This is a genomic window from Brevibacillus choshinensis (assembly GCF_016811915.1).
GTDB lineage: Bacteria > Bacillota > Bacilli > Brevibacillales > Brevibacillaceae > Brevibacillus > Brevibacillus choshinensis_A.
In genome coordinates this window covers 4,275,239-4,291,602 of the sequence record NZ_CP069127.1, presented here as the reverse complement: position 1 = coordinate 4,291,602, position 16,364 = coordinate 4,275,239, and the positions used below count along the sequence as shown (strand labels likewise).

At 52.2% G+C, this 16,364-nt stretch carries 13 protein-coding genes; 8 read left to right on the top strand and 5 right to left on the bottom strand.

What is annotated here, in order from left to right:
* Positions 1 to 128 precede the first annotated feature (128 nt).
* A complete protein-coding gene (locus JNE38_RS21640; RefSeq protein WP_203353202.1) occupies positions 129 to 1,262 on the bottom strand; it encodes an NADH-dependent flavin oxidoreductase in 1,134 nt (377 codons plus the stop codon).
* Between the two features lie 275 nt (positions 1,263 to 1,537).
* On the opposite strand from JNE38_RS21640, the gene JNE38_RS21635 reads away from it, so the two are divergent.
* A complete protein-coding gene (locus tag JNE38_RS21635; RefSeq protein WP_203353201.1) occupies positions 1,538 to 2,011 on the top strand; it encodes a DinB family protein in 474 nt (157 codons plus the stop codon).
* A gap of 98 nt (positions 2,012 to 2,109) precedes the next feature.
* Here JNE38_RS21635 and rpsD read toward each other — a convergent pair whose 3' ends face one another.
* Entirely contained in the window at positions 2,110 to 2,709 is a 600-nt protein-coding gene (rpsD, locus tag JNE38_RS21630; RefSeq protein ID WP_203353200.1) for a 30S ribosomal protein S4, read from the bottom strand.
* A 287-nt stretch (positions 2,710 to 2,996) separates the two neighbouring features.
* The gene (locus tag JNE38_RS21625) at positions 2,997 to 5,297 is read right to left on the bottom strand and encodes a YcdB/YcdC domain-containing protein (RefSeq protein WP_203353199.1); all 2,301 of its coding nucleotides are present in this window, start codon (positions 5,295 to 5,297) and stop codon (positions 2,997 to 2,999) included.
* A 222-nt stretch (positions 5,298 to 5,519) separates the two neighbouring features.
* Here JNE38_RS21625 and JNE38_RS21620 point away from each other — a divergent pair, with 222 nt between their 5' ends.
* From JNE38_RS21620 to JNE38_RS21605, 4 genes are all read left to right on the top strand, one after another.
* The gene (locus JNE38_RS21620) at positions 5,520 to 6,101 is read left to right on the top strand and encodes a histidine phosphatase family protein (RefSeq protein WP_203353198.1); all 582 of its coding nucleotides are present in this window, start codon (positions 5,520 to 5,522) and stop codon (positions 6,099 to 6,101) included.
* A 38-nt stretch (positions 6,102 to 6,139) separates the two neighbouring features.
* On the top strand, positions 6,140 to 8,383 hold the full coding sequence (locus tag JNE38_RS21615) for a sensor domain-containing diguanylate cyclase (protein ID WP_203357677.1): 2,244 nt from the start codon (positions 6,140 to 6,142) through the stop codon (positions 8,381 to 8,383).
* Positions 8,384 to 8,453: 70 nt separating this feature from the next.
* Positions 8,454 to 9,449, top strand: coding sequence for an MBL fold metallo-hydrolase (locus JNE38_RS21610; RefSeq protein WP_203353197.1), 996 nt, complete (start codon positions 8,454 to 8,456; stop codon positions 9,447 to 9,449).
* An 87-nt stretch (positions 9,450 to 9,536) separates the two neighbouring features.
* Positions 9,537 to 10,439: a hypothetical protein gene (locus tag JNE38_RS21605; protein ID WP_203353196.1), complete on the top strand. Its 903-nt coding sequence runs from the start codon at positions 9,537 to 9,539 to the stop codon at positions 10,437 to 10,439.
* 37 nt (positions 10,440 to 10,476) lie between these two features.
* Here the strand turns inward: JNE38_RS21605 and JNE38_RS21600 are convergent, their stop codons facing one another.
* Positions 10,477 to 11,319, bottom strand: a complete 843-nt coding sequence (locus JNE38_RS21600) for an endonuclease/exonuclease/phosphatase family protein (protein ID WP_203353195.1) — start codon at positions 11,317 to 11,319, stop codon at positions 10,477 to 10,479.
* 189 nt (positions 11,320 to 11,508) lie between these two features.
* On the opposite strand from JNE38_RS21600, the gene refZ reads away from it, so the two are divergent.
* The 3 genes from refZ to JNE38_RS21585 are packed head-to-tail and all read left to right on the top strand — an operon-like array spanning position 11,509 to position 14,808.
* Entirely contained in the window at positions 11,509 to 12,111 is a 603-nt protein-coding gene (gene refZ, locus JNE38_RS21595) for a forespore capture DNA-binding protein RefZ (RefSeq protein WP_203353194.1), read from the top strand.
* A gap of 47 nt (positions 12,112 to 12,158) precedes the next feature.
* The gene (locus JNE38_RS21590) at positions 12,159 to 14,600 is read left to right on the top strand and encodes a septation ring formation regulator EzrA (RefSeq protein ID WP_203353193.1); all 2,442 of its coding nucleotides are present in this window, start codon (positions 12,159 to 12,161) and stop codon (positions 14,598 to 14,600) included.
* Positions 14,601 to 14,607: 7 nt separating this feature from the next.
* A complete protein-coding gene (locus JNE38_RS21585) occupies positions 14,608 to 14,808 on the top strand; it encodes a hypothetical protein (RefSeq protein ID WP_203357820.1) in 201 nt (66 codons plus the stop codon).
* A 208-nt stretch (positions 14,809 to 15,016) separates the two neighbouring features.
* Here the strand turns inward: JNE38_RS21585 and JNE38_RS21580 are convergent, their stop codons facing one another.
* Positions 15,017 to 16,318 carry a BaiN/RdsA family NAD(P)/FAD-dependent oxidoreductase gene (locus JNE38_RS21580; protein WP_203353192.1) on the bottom strand — a complete coding sequence of 434 codons (1,302 nt, stop codon included), beginning with the start codon at positions 16,316 to 16,318 and terminating at the stop codon, positions 15,017 to 15,019.
* Positions 16,319 to 16,364 lie beyond the last annotated feature (46 nt).

Below are 16,364 nucleotides of genomic sequence, written 5' to 3'. Positions count from 1 at the left end.
CCAGCGGGTAGTCGACATGGTTCTACAGGCTGACGAAGCCGCTCGATTTTGCGTGAGTACCATCGAAAAAAGGCGCCTGTCAGCAGACGAGCCACTGGACAGGCACCTTTTTGACAAAAGCGGGGCGATCAGACTTTTTCTGCGATCGGGAACCAGCCTGGCGTGTGCATGATGGCATTCCAGAGCGGATCGGGAATCTCCAAACGCGCTTGATCGTTGCGGCTCAGTTCGACTGCAATTTCCGATTCTCGACCTTGCGCCACCTTCTCGACCCACTCCGGCTCGATGATGAGCTCACGGCCTAATGCCAGGAGTGGAACACCTGTTTCAAGAGCCTTGAGCGCTTCATCCGGGGTATGAATGGATCCTACTCCGATGACAGGTACCCGATCGTTGACTTGTTTCATGATGAGCTGCAGGCGTGTTTCGGAGGAGCCTGCAGACACCGTACGTGGTGTGGACCAGAAATCCATCAGCGAAACGTGAAGGTAATCGAGGCCCTTGCCCGCCAGTGCATCGGTGAGGACGAGTGTATCAGCCATCGTGATTCCCGGCGTTTCCGATTCTTCTGGCGAAAAGCGGTATCCGACGAGAAATGGCTGCTTCGCATGCTCGGCTACGACGCGTTTTACTTCCTCTACGACAGCGAGGGGGAAGTTCAAGCGCTTCTCCAGGCTGCCCCCCCAGTGATCTTCTCTGCGGTTGGAGTGAGGAGAGAAAAATTGATGGATCAAATAACCGTTGGCCCCATGGAGTTCGACGCCGTCGTAGCCAGCTTCGATCGCGCGGCGAGTGGTTTCCCCAAAAGCTTTGACGATGTCCTTCACTTCAGCATCGGTGAGGGCGCGAGGTGTTTGCGCACCTGCTTGTTCAGCTGCGACGGCAGACGCACTGACGGTTTCTCCATTGGGTACGAGCTCAGGAGGACTCATGCGCCCTGCGTGGAAAATCTGCAGGATGGCCTTTGCTCCTTGACTTTGGATGGTGGTTGCCAGCTCACGCAAGCTGGGGATCATGTCATCACGGTCGCCTGCAAATTCTCCGGGGAATCCTTTCCCGTTTGCCGTGACGTACGTGCATGCGGTGATGACCATGCCGAGACCTTTTGCGCGACGGCTGTAGTACGTGAGCTCTCCTTTGGATACGGTATCATCCGGATTGCCCGAGTAGGTGGTCATCGGTGCCATGACCAAGCGGTTTTTCACCTGCACGCCGCTGCGAAAGCTGAATGTATCAAACAATGGCTGGTATTTTGGTTTCATGAGCGTCTCCCTTCGCTTCGATGAGGTTATCGGTATTAGGCTGCTTCTTCAGGTTTCCCCATTCAAAGAGAGTAACTCCCTTTCTGGATGGCAAGATGGAGCAGGGCTTTATTTGAAACAACCGATGTATTTTAGGATTATAGGCAACTACCTTACCGTGGTCAAGATAATAACTTTTCGAAAGTGCAATGCACAAACGCAACTTTCTTCTCATCCAGACGTGTATAGAGGTGGGGGATAACCCGTGAGATTACGGAAAAGGGAGTGGGGGCGAAATGAGTAAGGAGCTCATCGCAGCGTACAGCAACGGGTATGAAAGACTGAAGGAAGCGATCCGCACATTGTCCGAGGAAGAGATGCATTACAAGCCAGGGCATAATAAATGGAGCATCCATGAGATCATCGTCCACCTGGCGGATGCGGAACTGGTCGGCATCCATCGCATGAAAAGAGTCCTTGCGGAAGACAACCCGGCGTTGACTGCCTACGACCAGGATGCGTGGGCGAACTCGCTGGGTTACTCGGGTCAGGATGCAGGGCGCTCTCTTGAGCTGTTTGGGCTCATGCGTTCCATGATGGTTCCCGTACTGGAGAGCGTGGAAGGTGCCGATTGGGATCGCTGCGGCATCCACGAAGAGGCGGGGCCGTTGACGCTCTCGCAGCTTCTGGAAAGGTATGTCCATCACGTCGATGGCCATTTGGCGCAGATGGAGAGAGTGCGGGAAGCTTATCGCGAGCACAGCGTATGAAAAACGTCAGGATGCATCGAAGCAAGGGGACGGGACGTTTTTCACAAAAAAAGAGTAGGCCGACGAGCGGCGCTACTCTTTCTTTATCTTCCAGTCGATTAACGGCTGTAGAACTCAACGATAAGAACTTCGTTGATTTCAGCTGGCATTTCTTCACGGTCAGGCAGACGAGTGAAGGTACCTTCAGCAGCAGCATCGTTGAAAGTGATGTAGTTTGGCAGGAAGTTGCGGCCTTCCAGGGAGTTCTTGATGATTTCCAGACCACGGGATTTCTCGCGGATGGAGATCACATCACCTGGTTGAACACGGTAAGATGGGATGTTCACTTTTTTGCCGTTTACCATGAAGTGGCCATGGTTTACCAACTGACGAGCAGCTGGGCGTGTTGGAGCGAAGCCCATGCGGTATACCACGTTATCCAGGCGGGATTCCAGCAATTTCATGAAGTTTTCACCCACAACGCCAGCCATTTTGCTAGCATTGTCGAAAGTGCGGCGGAATTGTTTTTCGTTCAAGCCAAACATGTGGCGCAGTTTTTGTTTTTCTTGCAACTGGATTCCGTACTCGCTCAGTTTACGACGGTTGTTGTGACCGTGTTGACCTGGAGGGAAGTTGCGTTTGATGTCTTTTCCTGTACCATCGAGGGAGATACCCAGACGACGGGCCAGTTTGTGACGAGGTCCTGTGTAACGTGACATGTTTTCATTCTCCTTTAATATGGATTCGTAGGTGTTTACTTCCGGCAGGTTAGTTCCTACTTTATCTACACGAACTTCGGACGGTAGCGTTTCCGCATCGTGCTCCTCACAGGTAGTTCAGCCGCTGCCTGAAAGGGAGGGAACTAAGAGGGTACATCCTTCCGTTTTTACCTACAATCAATGCTACCCTGTACACATACATTCAATAATACTAGGCTAGGCATTGCGAAGTCAAGGGAAAAGACAGAGGCCATCCGGCACCGATGTTGGCGCGGATGGCGTCAGGCTTACTCGTATTCGGCATGGTACATGACGGGATTCGTCTCTTGTGTGCCGCGTTTCTCGAGGAAGCGGGTAAAGCTTGTAGCCGCATCCGCTCGCGAAACGGTCGCAGTCGGCTTGAACGCCTGTTTGTCTGTGGTCATGATCCCCAAAGTCGTTGCGATCACGATCGCGCCGCGGTGTTTCGTATTGGCGATGTCTGTGAGTTTCGATTGGAACATCGAAGAGTAGTCCGCCAGCTTGCTGTAGCCCATGGCGCGCACGATCATATCGGCCAGCTCTTCGCGATTGATCGGTTCATTCGGATTGAGCTTGGAAGCGTTTTTATCGAGCAGGCCGCGGTCTACTGCAGCCTCTACAGCAGCGAAGTAGCGGGAGCCGTTTGCTACGTCGCTGAACGTGTTCTTGCGCTCAGAGGAGTACACTGGGTAGTAGCGTCCGTTGTTCAGACTGATCATCAGCATCTCGATCATTTCGCCCCGCGTGATTTCTTTTTGCGGCATGATTTTGCCGTCGATCAGGGAAAGGGCGTCATATTCGTACATCAGGAGCAATTCTTTCTCCGCTGGATGTCCTTCCAGATCAGCTGGCTGTGGACGATGCAGGTTGATGACCTTGCCGGATGATTGAGAGCGCCAATCCCCCGTTGTGGCATCGTAGAAATAAGCCTGTTCAAACGGAGTGGTAGTCGCCCGGTACACGAGTTTTGCTGATCTCTTTGGCAAGTAAGATGCCTGAGATTCCGTTTTTTTGCGATCCTCTGCACTCAGCGGAGTCAAGACATAGACTGCTTCGGTCTCAATCTCGCCCTTCCACGCGTCAATGGCTTCTTGCTCAGACAAGTGCTTGCCAGGTTTGGCCGGATAGGTCTCGCTGCCGAGTTCTGCGTAATAGGAAAGGAGCTCTCCTGACTTTGTGTCAAACGTAAGGGATGCGGTACCGGAAGCCGCTGCGATCCCATCCAAATAGCGCTGGAAGGTTACACTGTAGCGATCCGAATCACCTTGCCCGGCATCCTCTTGGGAGCGATCGATCCAGTACAGCTGATGTGCGAGTGTCGGCGTCCATTTGCGGACGGTTTCGATCGCTTTGGCCTTCAGTTCATCCGTACTGACTTTTTTGGAGGAGCCCTCCGATGATTTTAATGGCTGAATCTCTTTGTTAAAGGCGTAAATATCACCTGTAGTCGCATCGATGGATACGTAAGCATAACCACGGTTGCGATTTTCTTTTTCACCGTACTCCAGATTCCAGACCGGTCGGTTTCCGCGATAATCCTTTTCATTATAATTAGCGGAACGCAGCTCGTAATTGCCCAGATCGAATGTGTTTGAAGCCAATTTCACTGCTTCTTCCTGAGAAAGAGCTTTGCCCGAATGACGAGCTGGCAGTGCTTTCGTGCTTACAGGCGCCGGTTCCTTGAGTTGACTGCGAGGAACTAGGGACGCCGGTAACAAAGCTGTGCCGTCAGCTGAATCGATGTAAAACGTGAACGGATTTTGATAGGCCAACGTGGGTTTGTTGCGTGCCTCGCCACTTTTTTCCCATGGGATGAGATACGAGAGTCGGGCTTCGGCCTGTGCAATCATCTGTTTTTCGGCTTCTTCCTGGGAGATCACTTTCGTTGGCTTTTCAAAAGTGACATCGTTCCATGTGAGAGAGTAGCCGATGACAGTTCCAGCGCTATTGACGGTAATGTCAGCACTGTTGTCCGGGAAGAGCACTCCATCGACAACACGAACGAAGCGGAAGGAGTACGCAGTATCTGTATTGAGTGGTGTCTTGGGAGCAGGCATGTCACGGACGTACAGGCGAGTCTGCTCGGCTTTGCCCGCATTGTATTTGGCCAAGAAATTTTCGGCTTGTTTGCGCGCGTCTTCATACGATACCCGTTTGGCATACGGGAGGTTTGACGCTCCCCGTTCGTAGCGAGAGTACGCCGTTACTTCCCCGGTATTGGCGTGGATGCTGACGCTGTAGGACACTTCTAGTTCTTCACTGTTTGCGACTTTCTTTTCCCAACTAAATGACCATTCTGGAAACGGCCGCCAAGTATCGCTTGAACGGAACGAGACATTGGTAAGTTCCAGTCCTTTCATCGGTACGAGCTTTTGGGCAAGAGCAGCAGCGTCCTCCTTGGACAGCTTCACTTTGCTCGCAGCGGCTAGCATGGCACCACCTACTTGCATGTTATTGGAAACCGCTTGGGTAGAAGCGTATGGTGTTTGGGCGTGTGCCGAAAAGACCGGGAACACCAGACTAGCAGTCAATAGAAACGAGCTTGAGCGTACGAGCCAAGGTTTCATGTTAAACCCCTCCAACGATGTCAATATTTTCACTTACCACTCTGACGTGGCGATAGGAGCCAGCGTTTCACCGTTTGAAAGAAAAAATGGTTGAAATCTAGTTCGAAGGGCAGGAAAGGAATTTTGTCCCAAATGTTTTTTGATCAATCTAGAATTGCGTATAAGCATCTTATATAATAAAAAGTACTATCAATAGAAAGATTGCCAAAGGAGATTATCGTCTTGGAAACCATCTTGTACCTCATCCGCCACGGAGAAACGGAATGGAACCAGATCAGGCGCATTCAAGGCCATAGTGACATCGACTTGAATGAGCAGGGGTTGCGCCAGGCTGAACAGGTTGCCCGTCGGTTCCGGAGCGAGACGATCCACGCTGTATACTCCAGTGATTTAAGCCGAGCACGCGTCACAGCGACAAAGATTGCGGAAGAGTTCGGCTCGTCCGTTTCTACCCGGACGACTCTGCGGGAGCGATGCTACGGGCAGTGGGAAGGCTTGACTTACGAAGAAATCCGCGCTCGCTTTGAAGCGCAGGATGAGGCTGCCTGTGGGATCGAGACATTCGAGGACATGCAGCAGCGCGCCGTCACTGCCTTGACGCAGTTGGCCAAAGGCCATCCGAACGAAGCGGTGGTCGTCGTATCCCACGGCGGCTTGATCAACAGTTTTTTGCATTACGTGACCGCCGGAGAGCAGGGAACGGGTGTCACACGGATCGACAATACAGGGATCACGATGTTCCGGTTTGCCGACGATCGGTGGGAAGTCTTGCAAGTGAACGATACAGACCATTTGGAAATTTGAGAAAATGCTGAGAGAGGGAGTATTTCGTGTCAAGTAAAATGTTGGGGAAGTTAGAAACGGTCTTTTCCTACACGGCCCATTTTATTCTTCAATCTTGGCCGGAAAAGCGCCCAGGCATCCTTTTCTTGACAGATTCCGGGGGCCGTGTAATAAACGTCATGGAGATGCAGGTAGGCCAATCCTGGAACCCTCAAGGACTTGACCTGATGCTACACTCTGTTCCTTGTGGTCACGCATGGGAGCTGACTCAGGAGGCGTTCAGCACCAGGGGAATCGTCGTGAGAGCTTGGGAGGATGATCACAATTTGTTCGGAGCCATCCCTCTGCTTGAGAATGACGGACGCGTGAGAGCTGTGATTGGTATCGTTACTCCCGAGTCTGAATTAGATGTTGACCTCCTCTCCTATTTGAGAGGATTGGAGCCGATGATTCGGATGGGGTACGACGCCTACATCCAGCACGCGACCAGTCAGATCGTGATGGATCTCAATCTTCACGACACGACACGCGAGCTGCTCATCAGCTTGACGAAGCAAATCAGTGACATCATCCAAAAAGGCTATTGTTCGGCGGTGAAGTTGTCTGAAAGCGGACTGTGCATCCCGCAGGAGATTGTAACGACACAGCAGGTGGACGAGGGACAGGGCGAAATCGCCCAGGTCGTTGCCCGATTTGGACAAGCTCCGGTCGTACCGTCGATTCTCGAAGAAAATCGGATTGTTTCCGTGCCGATCATCTGCAAGAGCAAGCCGCTTTATGCGCTGATTCTCCATTTGCCGCCCGATGAGATTGACTGTACGTATGACGAGCGGGATGTCGCGTTCTTGCAGGAAGTGGGGGAAAAGGCAAGCAACGCGTTGTGGCGGGCCGTATTGTCTGATGATTTGCGCAGGGAAGCCAGCAAAAAAGACCTGTTGTATCAGCTCATGTCCAAAATCCAGGCTTCGATCGATGTCAATGACGTTCTGCACGAAATCGTGACGAGCATTCCGAGCTTGTATCCGCAATTGTCCGTCGAGCTGTTTTTGACAGTCGAACCGAACGCCACCACGCCAGTCAAGCAGCTATCCTTTCAGGAAGCCGAGCCTTCTACCAGCACGAGAGCATATCTGGAGGGGAGACTGATTGTGGAAAAAGTGGAAGAGGAAGGACAGTCCACGACAGTCATTGCGGCCCCGCTGCTGGGCAAACAGGGAATATACGGAGTCCTGCAAGTCACATCGGACCAGCGCGTATCCTTGAGCCAGCATGAGACAGATTACATCGCGATTCTGGCTGACACGGCTGGTACCGCATTTGAGAATGCCCAGCTTTACCAGCAGTCCCGGAATTTGATTCGCGAGCTGAGATTGATCAATGAAATGGCGCGACAGCTGAATCGCAGCCTCGATTTGAAAGAAATACTGGATTTTGTGACTACCATGATGGGTGCTACCTTTGATGCTGAGTTTTGCGCCATTCTGAGCAAATCGCCTGGGGAGGACCGTTTTCACGTGCTCTCATCGTCCTTGCCTGAATTCAACGGCATGACGGTTCATACCAATGAGAAGCCATTTCAGGAAATTTTGCAGAACAAACAGGCGCTGCTTCTTGCTCAGCCAGGTGCCGGACCACTGCCGTTCTCGCTGCTGCCTTGCTGCTCGTTGATGGGTGTGCCGCTGATTGTGGAAGGCGAAATTAGTGGAGTGCTGTTAGTCTCCGATTCACGCTATCATTTTTTTAGTTTTGATGACTACAAGCTACTCGAAATTTTCGGCCAACATGCCAGCCTCGCCATGACCAACGCAGTCTTGCACAATGAAATGGAACGAATGGTCATTACGGACAATTTGACAGGTCTGTTTACGCGCAGGCATTTGAATGAGAGGGTGCGCGCTTCACTCGAAAAGGATGGGTACGGTTCGCTCATTTTGATCGATATCGATTACTTCAAAAATGTGAATGATACCTTTGGCCATCAGGTAGGGGACGAGGTATTGATCCAGGTGTCCAATCTCATTCGTCGCAGCATACGTGACAGCGATATCGCCGCGCGATGGGGAGGCGAGGAGCTGGCGGTCTATTTGCCGCGTGTGGACAAATCCACGGCGCATAGCGTCGCAGAGCGCATCCGCCATTGCGTGGAGCAGGAGACTTCGCCGCAGGTGACGATCTCGTGCGGCCTTGCGAAATGGAGCAAAGAATCGGATCTCGATCTCAGCGTCGAGTCGCTGTTTTATCAAGCCGATATCGCGTTGTACGAAGCGAAAAATTCAGGAAGAAACCAAGTTGTGTTAGCATAGAGCCAAGATTGGCTCTTTTCTTTTTAGGAAATGCAGGCTGCAAATTGAGGGGTTCACGGGAGGAAATCAGATGACTTCACACACTTCGCGAGGAAGGGCGCAAGAAATGGCGCCGGATGTATTTTGCATCGAGCTGCCGACTCCTTTTAACGTCGGTCCAGTAAACGTATATCTGATCAAAGGCGAGAAGCTGACACTGGTTGATGTAGGACCGCTCACAGAGGAGGCATGGCAGGCCCTTGCGGACGGATTAGGGTCAATCGGGCTGGCTGTAGGCGACATTGAGCAGGTGCTCCTGACCCATCATCACGTCGACCATTGCGGGCTGCTGGAGCGGGTCAGGCAGGCATCGGGAGCCAGCACATGGGCTCATCCGTTGGCGGTGCCGTACATCGAGCTCGACGAGGAGTTCATGGACTTTCACGACCTGTTTTTCACGGACCTGTACAAGCAAAGCGGAGTCCCTCATGAGAAGTTGTTCATCATTCAAAGATTTCATGCACTCATGAAGACTTTTTCGGAGCCGAGCCGTATTGACGGACATCTGAAGCATGAGCAGACGGTTCCTCACCTGCCGCAGTGGCAAGTGCTGTATACGCCTGGCCACAGTCAGAGCCATTTGTCTTTGTACCGTGCCTCCGATCGTGTGATGATCGGTGGCGACCATATCATCAAGCGGATTTCATCCAATGCGTTTATCGAGCCCCCGCGCGACCGCAGCAGTGTGCGACCATTGACACTGGTTCAGTATCGGACCGCACTGCAAATGTGTGCCGATATGGAAATAGAGCAGGTGCTGTCAGGACATGGCGAACCCGTTATGGACCATCGGGAGTTGATCCAGGCCCGCCTGCGCAAGAACTGGGAGAGGACCGACACGCTTCGCCGCTTGCTCACTGATGGCGAAAAAACCGCGTATGAGCTGACGGCCCTGCTCTTCCCAACGCTGTATGAAAAAGAACTTCCTCTGACCATTTCGGAGACTTTGGGGCATATCGATTTGCTGACGATTCTGCACCAGGTGGACGTGCAAGAGCGAGAAGGCGTCCTGTACTACTCCGTGTAGGTGGGGACGAGTGAGTTTGCCAGCCGCAGAATAACCTTTTTCTTCACCGGAAACGATATGGGGAGTAGCGTGAAGGAGGGGTAATGAATGCGCAAAGGATGGACGATTTGTCTCGTGACCCTTTTATGCACAGCCATGGGAGGCTGCAATCAAATGGGCGTCAAGCAAAGCGCTGGCTCGGCGTTTGAAGAGGTCAGCGACCATTTCACCACGCAGGATGCGTATGAATTCCACGGTCGCACCAAGCTGCTCACGGAAAACAGCGCAAATGGCAACGTAGTAAACTTTTCGGGTCGAAAAGATAAAGAAGCCGTTTATATGAACGTGAAGCTGTCAGTGCCGGAGGAAAACCGGGTAAACAATCTGAGTCTCCTAAATCGCGGAGACAAGCTGTACGCCAAGCAGGGCAGTGATTCAAGCTGGAAGGATGTCGGACAAACGAAGCACGGATTCCAGCAGGAAATGGATAACTGGGACCCGGCGTACGCGTTTCAACAGATGGCAGAAATGAAGAAGAAAGTGCTCCCTTTGCCGGATGAGAATCCGAACGATGATGTTGAAGGAGTGCGCGTTACCCTCGATTCCGCAAAGCTGAAAAGCTGGCTGGTGACACAAATGAGTGAGCAGGCATCAGGATCCCAGATTCAATCGACTTCTTCTGCCGTTTACAAACCAAGTGTGAAATTGGCGATGTCATTGTCCGATGGCGCATGGAAGAAGAGTGCAACAGGCCACAAGGGTCCCCGGATACAATCCCAGTCGGCACCCAATGTCAGTGAGATTGTGGATCAAATGGATGTAAATGCGGAGTACACAGTCTTTTACAATAAAACAAGCAAGCTTCCGACGACCATCAGCATGTCCATTCAATCGCAATACGATTTGAAGGGGCAGCGAGTCCGCGAGCATTCGCAGGTCGAGACGTATTTGACCAATTACGGGAAGGTCAAGCCGCTTCCAAACCCGGAAGAGAGTCCAGCAGGAAAATAAGGCAAAGCAAACGACCAAAGGCGGTCTCGTTCCCACATCAGCGGGAAGAGATCGCCTTTTTGTACGCAAGATCCTCTCTTTGCAGCGTCATCTGAACGGGATAATGATCAGACGGACCGATGGCAGGCGCGGAGGCATCAATGAATGAAAGCTGTGGCGACAGGAAAATGCGATCAATTTCTTCCGGGGCACCTGCATGTCTCAGGGTGCGCAGCCCGAGCTTCCCCGCATAGGCCGGATCCTGGTACGTGCCGCGTAAGGTTTCGAGCAACGGATCGCTCGGCAGCAGATTGAAATCACCGAGCAAAATGCTGTGCTTGTATGACTTTTCTTGCAAATAGTCGCGCAAAAATTCGATTTGTTGCCTATGTTCTGACTTTTTTGTGCCTAAATGGGTGACTACGACATGGAGCGGATCGCCATTCCAATCGACAGCCACATCCAAAATGCTGCGCGGCTCCCAGACGGCAGGGAGCTTTTTTTGCTGGGCTTGGCGTATCTGGAATTTGCTGAGGACGGCATTCCCGTACCCCCCAATCACCAGATCGATTGACGGACCGTACGCGTAATTCATGTTCAACGCCTTTGCGATCGCTTCGACCTGATTCACAAAGTGGGAGCGAGGCAGGTTGTAGTCCACCTCCTGCAAGGCGATGATATCCGCATCAAGCGTACGAAGCGCAGCTGTGACCAGTGCGGGATCGGCATTTCCAGAATCTGTGCGACACCCCCGTATGTTGTACGTAACGACAGACAGTGGATGCTCGTAATTACTAGGCGAAGAGTAGCCGGAGGGAGCGATGTTTTGGACGACAGGTCCTCCTGTCGGAGTGGCAAGCAGTGAAAGAAACAAAGTGAGCGGCAGCCATTTTTTTCCCATGGTACCTCCTATGAGGCTTCGACAGAGATAGGTAGCTTTTTTTATCATAGCTCGTCCAGATGCAGGAGGAATACTGGAAAACTTTGTCGAACTAACAAACTAGACTATCTTTTTACGTCGAAACATCAGTACAATGGAGAAGTAACCTGACTGCCCTTGGTGACGAGCCCTAACAGGAGGGACGAGGCAATGGACCAGACGAAGATGCGCATATTGTCAGCAGCGGCCAAGCTGTTCGACATTTACGGCTACAAAGGGACATCAGTTCGACATATTGCCGAGGAGGCTCAGGTGAATTCCGCGCTCATCTCCTACCATTTTCAGGGGAAGCAGGGCGTGCTGGAAACCTTGATAGCCTCTTATTTTGATACGTTATTCCGACTGGTAGAAGAGCAGGAAATCGAATATAGAGACGCACCACCCTACGAAAGGCTCGAACAGATTATCGGGCTGTACTTGCGCTTTCAGTGTGAGCATGCTCCGATCACCAGGCTGATCCAGCGTGAACTGAGCGTCGAATCGATGCTGGCGAGAGAAGTGTTGACTCTCTACATCAGCCGGTGGAAGCACGGATTGTCGCGGGTCATTGAAATGGGAATTACATCCAGTGAATTCCAACCCGTCTCCACGGACAGGATTGTCTTGGCTGTCATCAGTCAAATGACATATCCTTTTTTGCAAGCTCAAATGGTTCGGCAGGTCTACGATCTGGAACCGTACTCTGAGGAGTTCGCCTTATGGCAGCAAGCCTCCATCATGCGTTACCTGCGTGCATGCTTGCTAGATGCCTAAGCAATGCCCTCTCCCATGAATACATACACTAAGGGGTTGTATGACAAGTGAAACGATCATTATTCATGCTCTGCCTCGCAGGCATGTTGCTATATGCGAATCCGGCATTCGCCACACCATTTCCGGATAAAACGGATGAAATTGTTCAGGACGCTGACAACTACTTGAAAAAAGAAGATCGCACGAAATTCGCGGATGCTCTCAAAGCCAATCCGGGAAGCTACAAGGTCGTCGTAGTAGAAAGCACCACACCTGAAGCAGATACGCCTGATATATACGCACAGAAGCTGTTTGATAACTACAATCTCGCCGAAGACGCTCTGATGGTTGTCCTCGATATGGATACGGAGCAGCTGGGCGTTTACGCGGGTCCAGCCCTGCAGTCAAAAGGCGCCAATCTGGAAATGCTCCACGATAAAATCACTTCTTACTACGAGCCGTTTCGCAACCAAAAGCAATACTTGACCGGAATCCAGACGATGATCGATGAAGTGAATTCGGAGGTCGATCGGATCAAGACGAACCAGGGAACGGCAAATTCAGCTGCGGCCGATCAATCTGATGCCACGTCTACGGATCAGCAAGGGGCAGGGCTTGGCGGCGTTCCATGGTGGATCTACCTGATCGGGGTCGTTTTCGCAGGTCTTTCCGTGAGTCTGGTTTACGCCATGATTCGCCGTCGGTCTATCTTCGCTCAGGTAGACGATGTGGAAGACTGGAAAGATGAGCTGGTCGAAAAAATCAATGTCATCGAAGTGGAAAAGCCTAGAAGCCGCTCCAGCGGGGTAACCGAGGTCCGTTACCACCAACTGGCGGACAAAAAAGAAAACCTGCTGCGGATCCGCATTCCTGATGTGGAAATGATGATTCTCGATGCAGAGGAAGCGTGCGACCGCTTCCGTTTTACACTGGCGCTCGGAATGCTCGAGGAAGCGAGAGCGGCTATCGCGGAAATCGAGGAGGAATTGTCCGAGCTGAAGTCAGATTCGTCCAAAGTGGCAGTCACCAAGCAGGAAAACAAGGTCGTCATCCCGGAAATCGGTAAGCTGGTCGAGCAAGTAGAGCGCCGTCTGTCTGACTTGCGACTGGAGTACGGACTTTCGTTTCATGAGTTGAAAGCGACGCTGGATGAAGTCGATACGATGCGCCAGCTAGTGAAAACCTCACGTGCGGCCGGAGATGATGTTCACGCGTACGAAACCACATTAAAAGCGCAGCAGATGCTGGAAAGCGTGAACAAATCGATGGAGCAGATCCCTTCGATGGTTCAGCGGATTAATAAGGAGCTGCCAGAGGAATTCAAACAGCTCGAAGATGGCATCGACCAGGTAATGCGAGACGGCTTCCAGCTGGAGCAAACGGCTCTGGATCATTCGTTGATGCAAGCGAAGCAATTGCTGGCGGCAGCGAAGGGCGCATTGGAAGAAGGCAGTCTGGAGAGGGTTCAGACTCACCAAAAGGCGTTTGAGGTACTGATGGATGCCACGTATCAAAGCCTGGAAGAAACGGTTCTCGCGCAAAGGGAAGCGGCGGCAGCACAAGTCATGCCCGCAGCTCTGAAAGCGGATGAAGCGGATGAAATGCCCGTCGACACTTTGCCTGAGGTGACTGCCGAAGCTCTCCAGCAAGCGGATGATACCGAGGAGCGAGACGCCGAAGAGTGGGACGCTGCACAGGTGCAGGTGGAGGAACCGGATAAAAAACACTATGAAGCACCACCCACCTTGCAGGCTGCTCGATCGGACCAAGGGACGGCAAAGGTCTACGACTATGAGGCAGAAGCAGCAGGTGTCGCTGCCGCTGAATTAAGCAAGGCTGAACGGGAAGTCCTGTTGAATGCAAAAGCGATTCCGTTCCCTTCGTCTACGCGTCAGGCCGCTGCACCAGAAGCACCGCAAAAAGAGGCAGAAGCGGTGGTAGACGACGAGGAAGAATACGAGTTGGTTATCCCGAAGCGTCCAGCAGAGTGGGAAGAAGGAAGACCGGAACCCGAGCCGTCTTCTTTGGTCATCGAAACGGAAGATGACGCATTGGACGAGCTGGAACGAATCTCAGGCACGCTGGTGCGGGTTCGCCAGCAAATCAAGCGAAGCTATCTGCCGGGAATTCCTGATCACCTGAAGTTTCTGTTCGAAGAAGTCGTACAGACGCTGGCCCGGATCAAGACCATCATGGAGCAGTACCGCTACGATCTGGAAGAGGTCGCGATTCTCATTCAGGATGCCGATGAATTGGTAAGCGAGACCGAGCGGATGGCAGAGCGGATTATCTCGACGTGCCAGCTGGCGGAAGGCGCCATTCAATACACCAATCGTTATCGCAGGCAGAATCGTCAAGTAAACGAATTGCTGACAAAAGCAGAACAGTCGTTTAGACAGCTCGCTTTCGCGGAAGCCTATCAGTTAGCAGAAGAGGCGCGTCTGGTTGTTGAAGGGGCTCCGGAAGAAACAGAGACGCGCTGGCTGCTGCGGCGGAAAAAAAAGGGGTGAGACGCCTTTGAATTTTCCTCTGTTTCTTATCCTGATCGGCGCCGTAGTGATGATCCAGCCACGTACAAAACGCTGGCAATCCCGCATGGCAGCCCATTTTAAAGGAGATGAAAAGCGGGTCAAGCAGCGTGCCAACACGTTTTTTTTGCTCGGCTTTGCTTTTATCATGGCAGGCTTGGCGTATCTGTACCAAGCCGTAGGATCTTGAAAGGAAGAAAAACACCCGTGCCAAAGCATCGGGTGTTTTTTCATGAGGAAAAAAAGAAGCGTCGCTCACCGTGGCGACGCTCCATATAGGGAAGATAAAGGGAGTAAAGGTGTGATAACCAGCATCTTACAACTAGGGGGGAGTAAGATGCTGATCACTCTTTTCCAAAAAGAGTACCTTCTCTATAGCTTCCCCGTTTGAAAACTCATTAAACCTCTTTTGCAGAATATTTTTCCAGTGCCTCGAGGGCGCTGTGAGTTCCTGCGACATGCCCGGAGGAAAAGGCAATGGTGATGTTGTAGCCGCCCGTGTGCGCGTGCACATCCATGACCTCACCGGCAAAGTAAAGACCATCCACGCATTTGGACTTCATCGTGCGCGGATCGATTTCTTTTACACTGACGCCGCCGCCTGTGATGAAGGCCTCTTGCAGGGAGAGAGTCCCTGTGATCGTCAAGGGGAATGCCTTGATGAATTTCGCGAGGCCTGACCACTCCTGCTTTCGCATGTGACTGAGCGTCGTCTCCTCCGGGATGGAAGCGAGAGAGAGCACGAGAGGGATGATTCGCTCGGGCAGATACCCTTTCAGGACATTCTTCACCGCTTTCTTCGGCTGCTCCTCCAAAAGCTCCCAGCTCTCCGCAGCGATCTCGTCAGCCGACTTGGTTGGCATGAGATCGATGGTGAGGGAAAGGGGAATCGCCCCGTGCTTTCGCTGGGTAATGGAGACGTAATGACCCATCCGCAGGGAAGCCGGGCCAGACAAGCCTTGGTGGGTGAAGATCATGTCTCCTTCCTGAGTGGATACCTTTTTTCCATTGGGGGCGTACAACGTCATTTCCACATCGCGAAGAGAAAGGCCTTGCACCGATTTATCGCGGATAAAGGGATCGTTTGCCACAAGAGGCACTTCGGTTGGGTAAAGATCCGTAATGGTGTGACCGGCATCCTTTGCCCAGGAGTAGCCATCACCAGTCGAACCTGTTTGAGGGACAGAACAGCCGCCTACGGCAATCACGACACAGGAAGACCTCAGTTCTTCGCCGGATTGCAGCTGGATTCCGGCAGTGTGCCCATCCTCATAGAGCACTTTTTGGACAGGACTGTTCAAACGTACCGTAACGCCTTGTTTTTTCATCTTGTCGATCAGGGCTTGCGCGACGGTGACAGCCTTGTCGGTCACGGGAAACATGCGTCCGCGATCTTCTTCTTTCAGCGCGACACCGAGCTCCTCGAAAAACTGGATGATTTCACGATTGCTAAACTGTGCGAATGCGCTGTACATGAATCGTCCGTTTCCGGGCATCTGCTTGATCAATTCATCTTGTTCCTTGGCATTGGTTACATTGCAGCGACCGCCGCCAGAGATGATCAGCTTACGCCCGAGCTTGCCGCCTTTTTCCACGAGGCAGACTCTCGCTCCCTGAGCGGAAGCGGCGACTGAGGCCATCAATCCCGATGGACCCCCGCCGATAATAATGACATCATAATCGTGTTCAGATCTATGCATGGAATATTCTCGTCCTTTTTGTGTAGGGTAGGCCAACACCCATTGT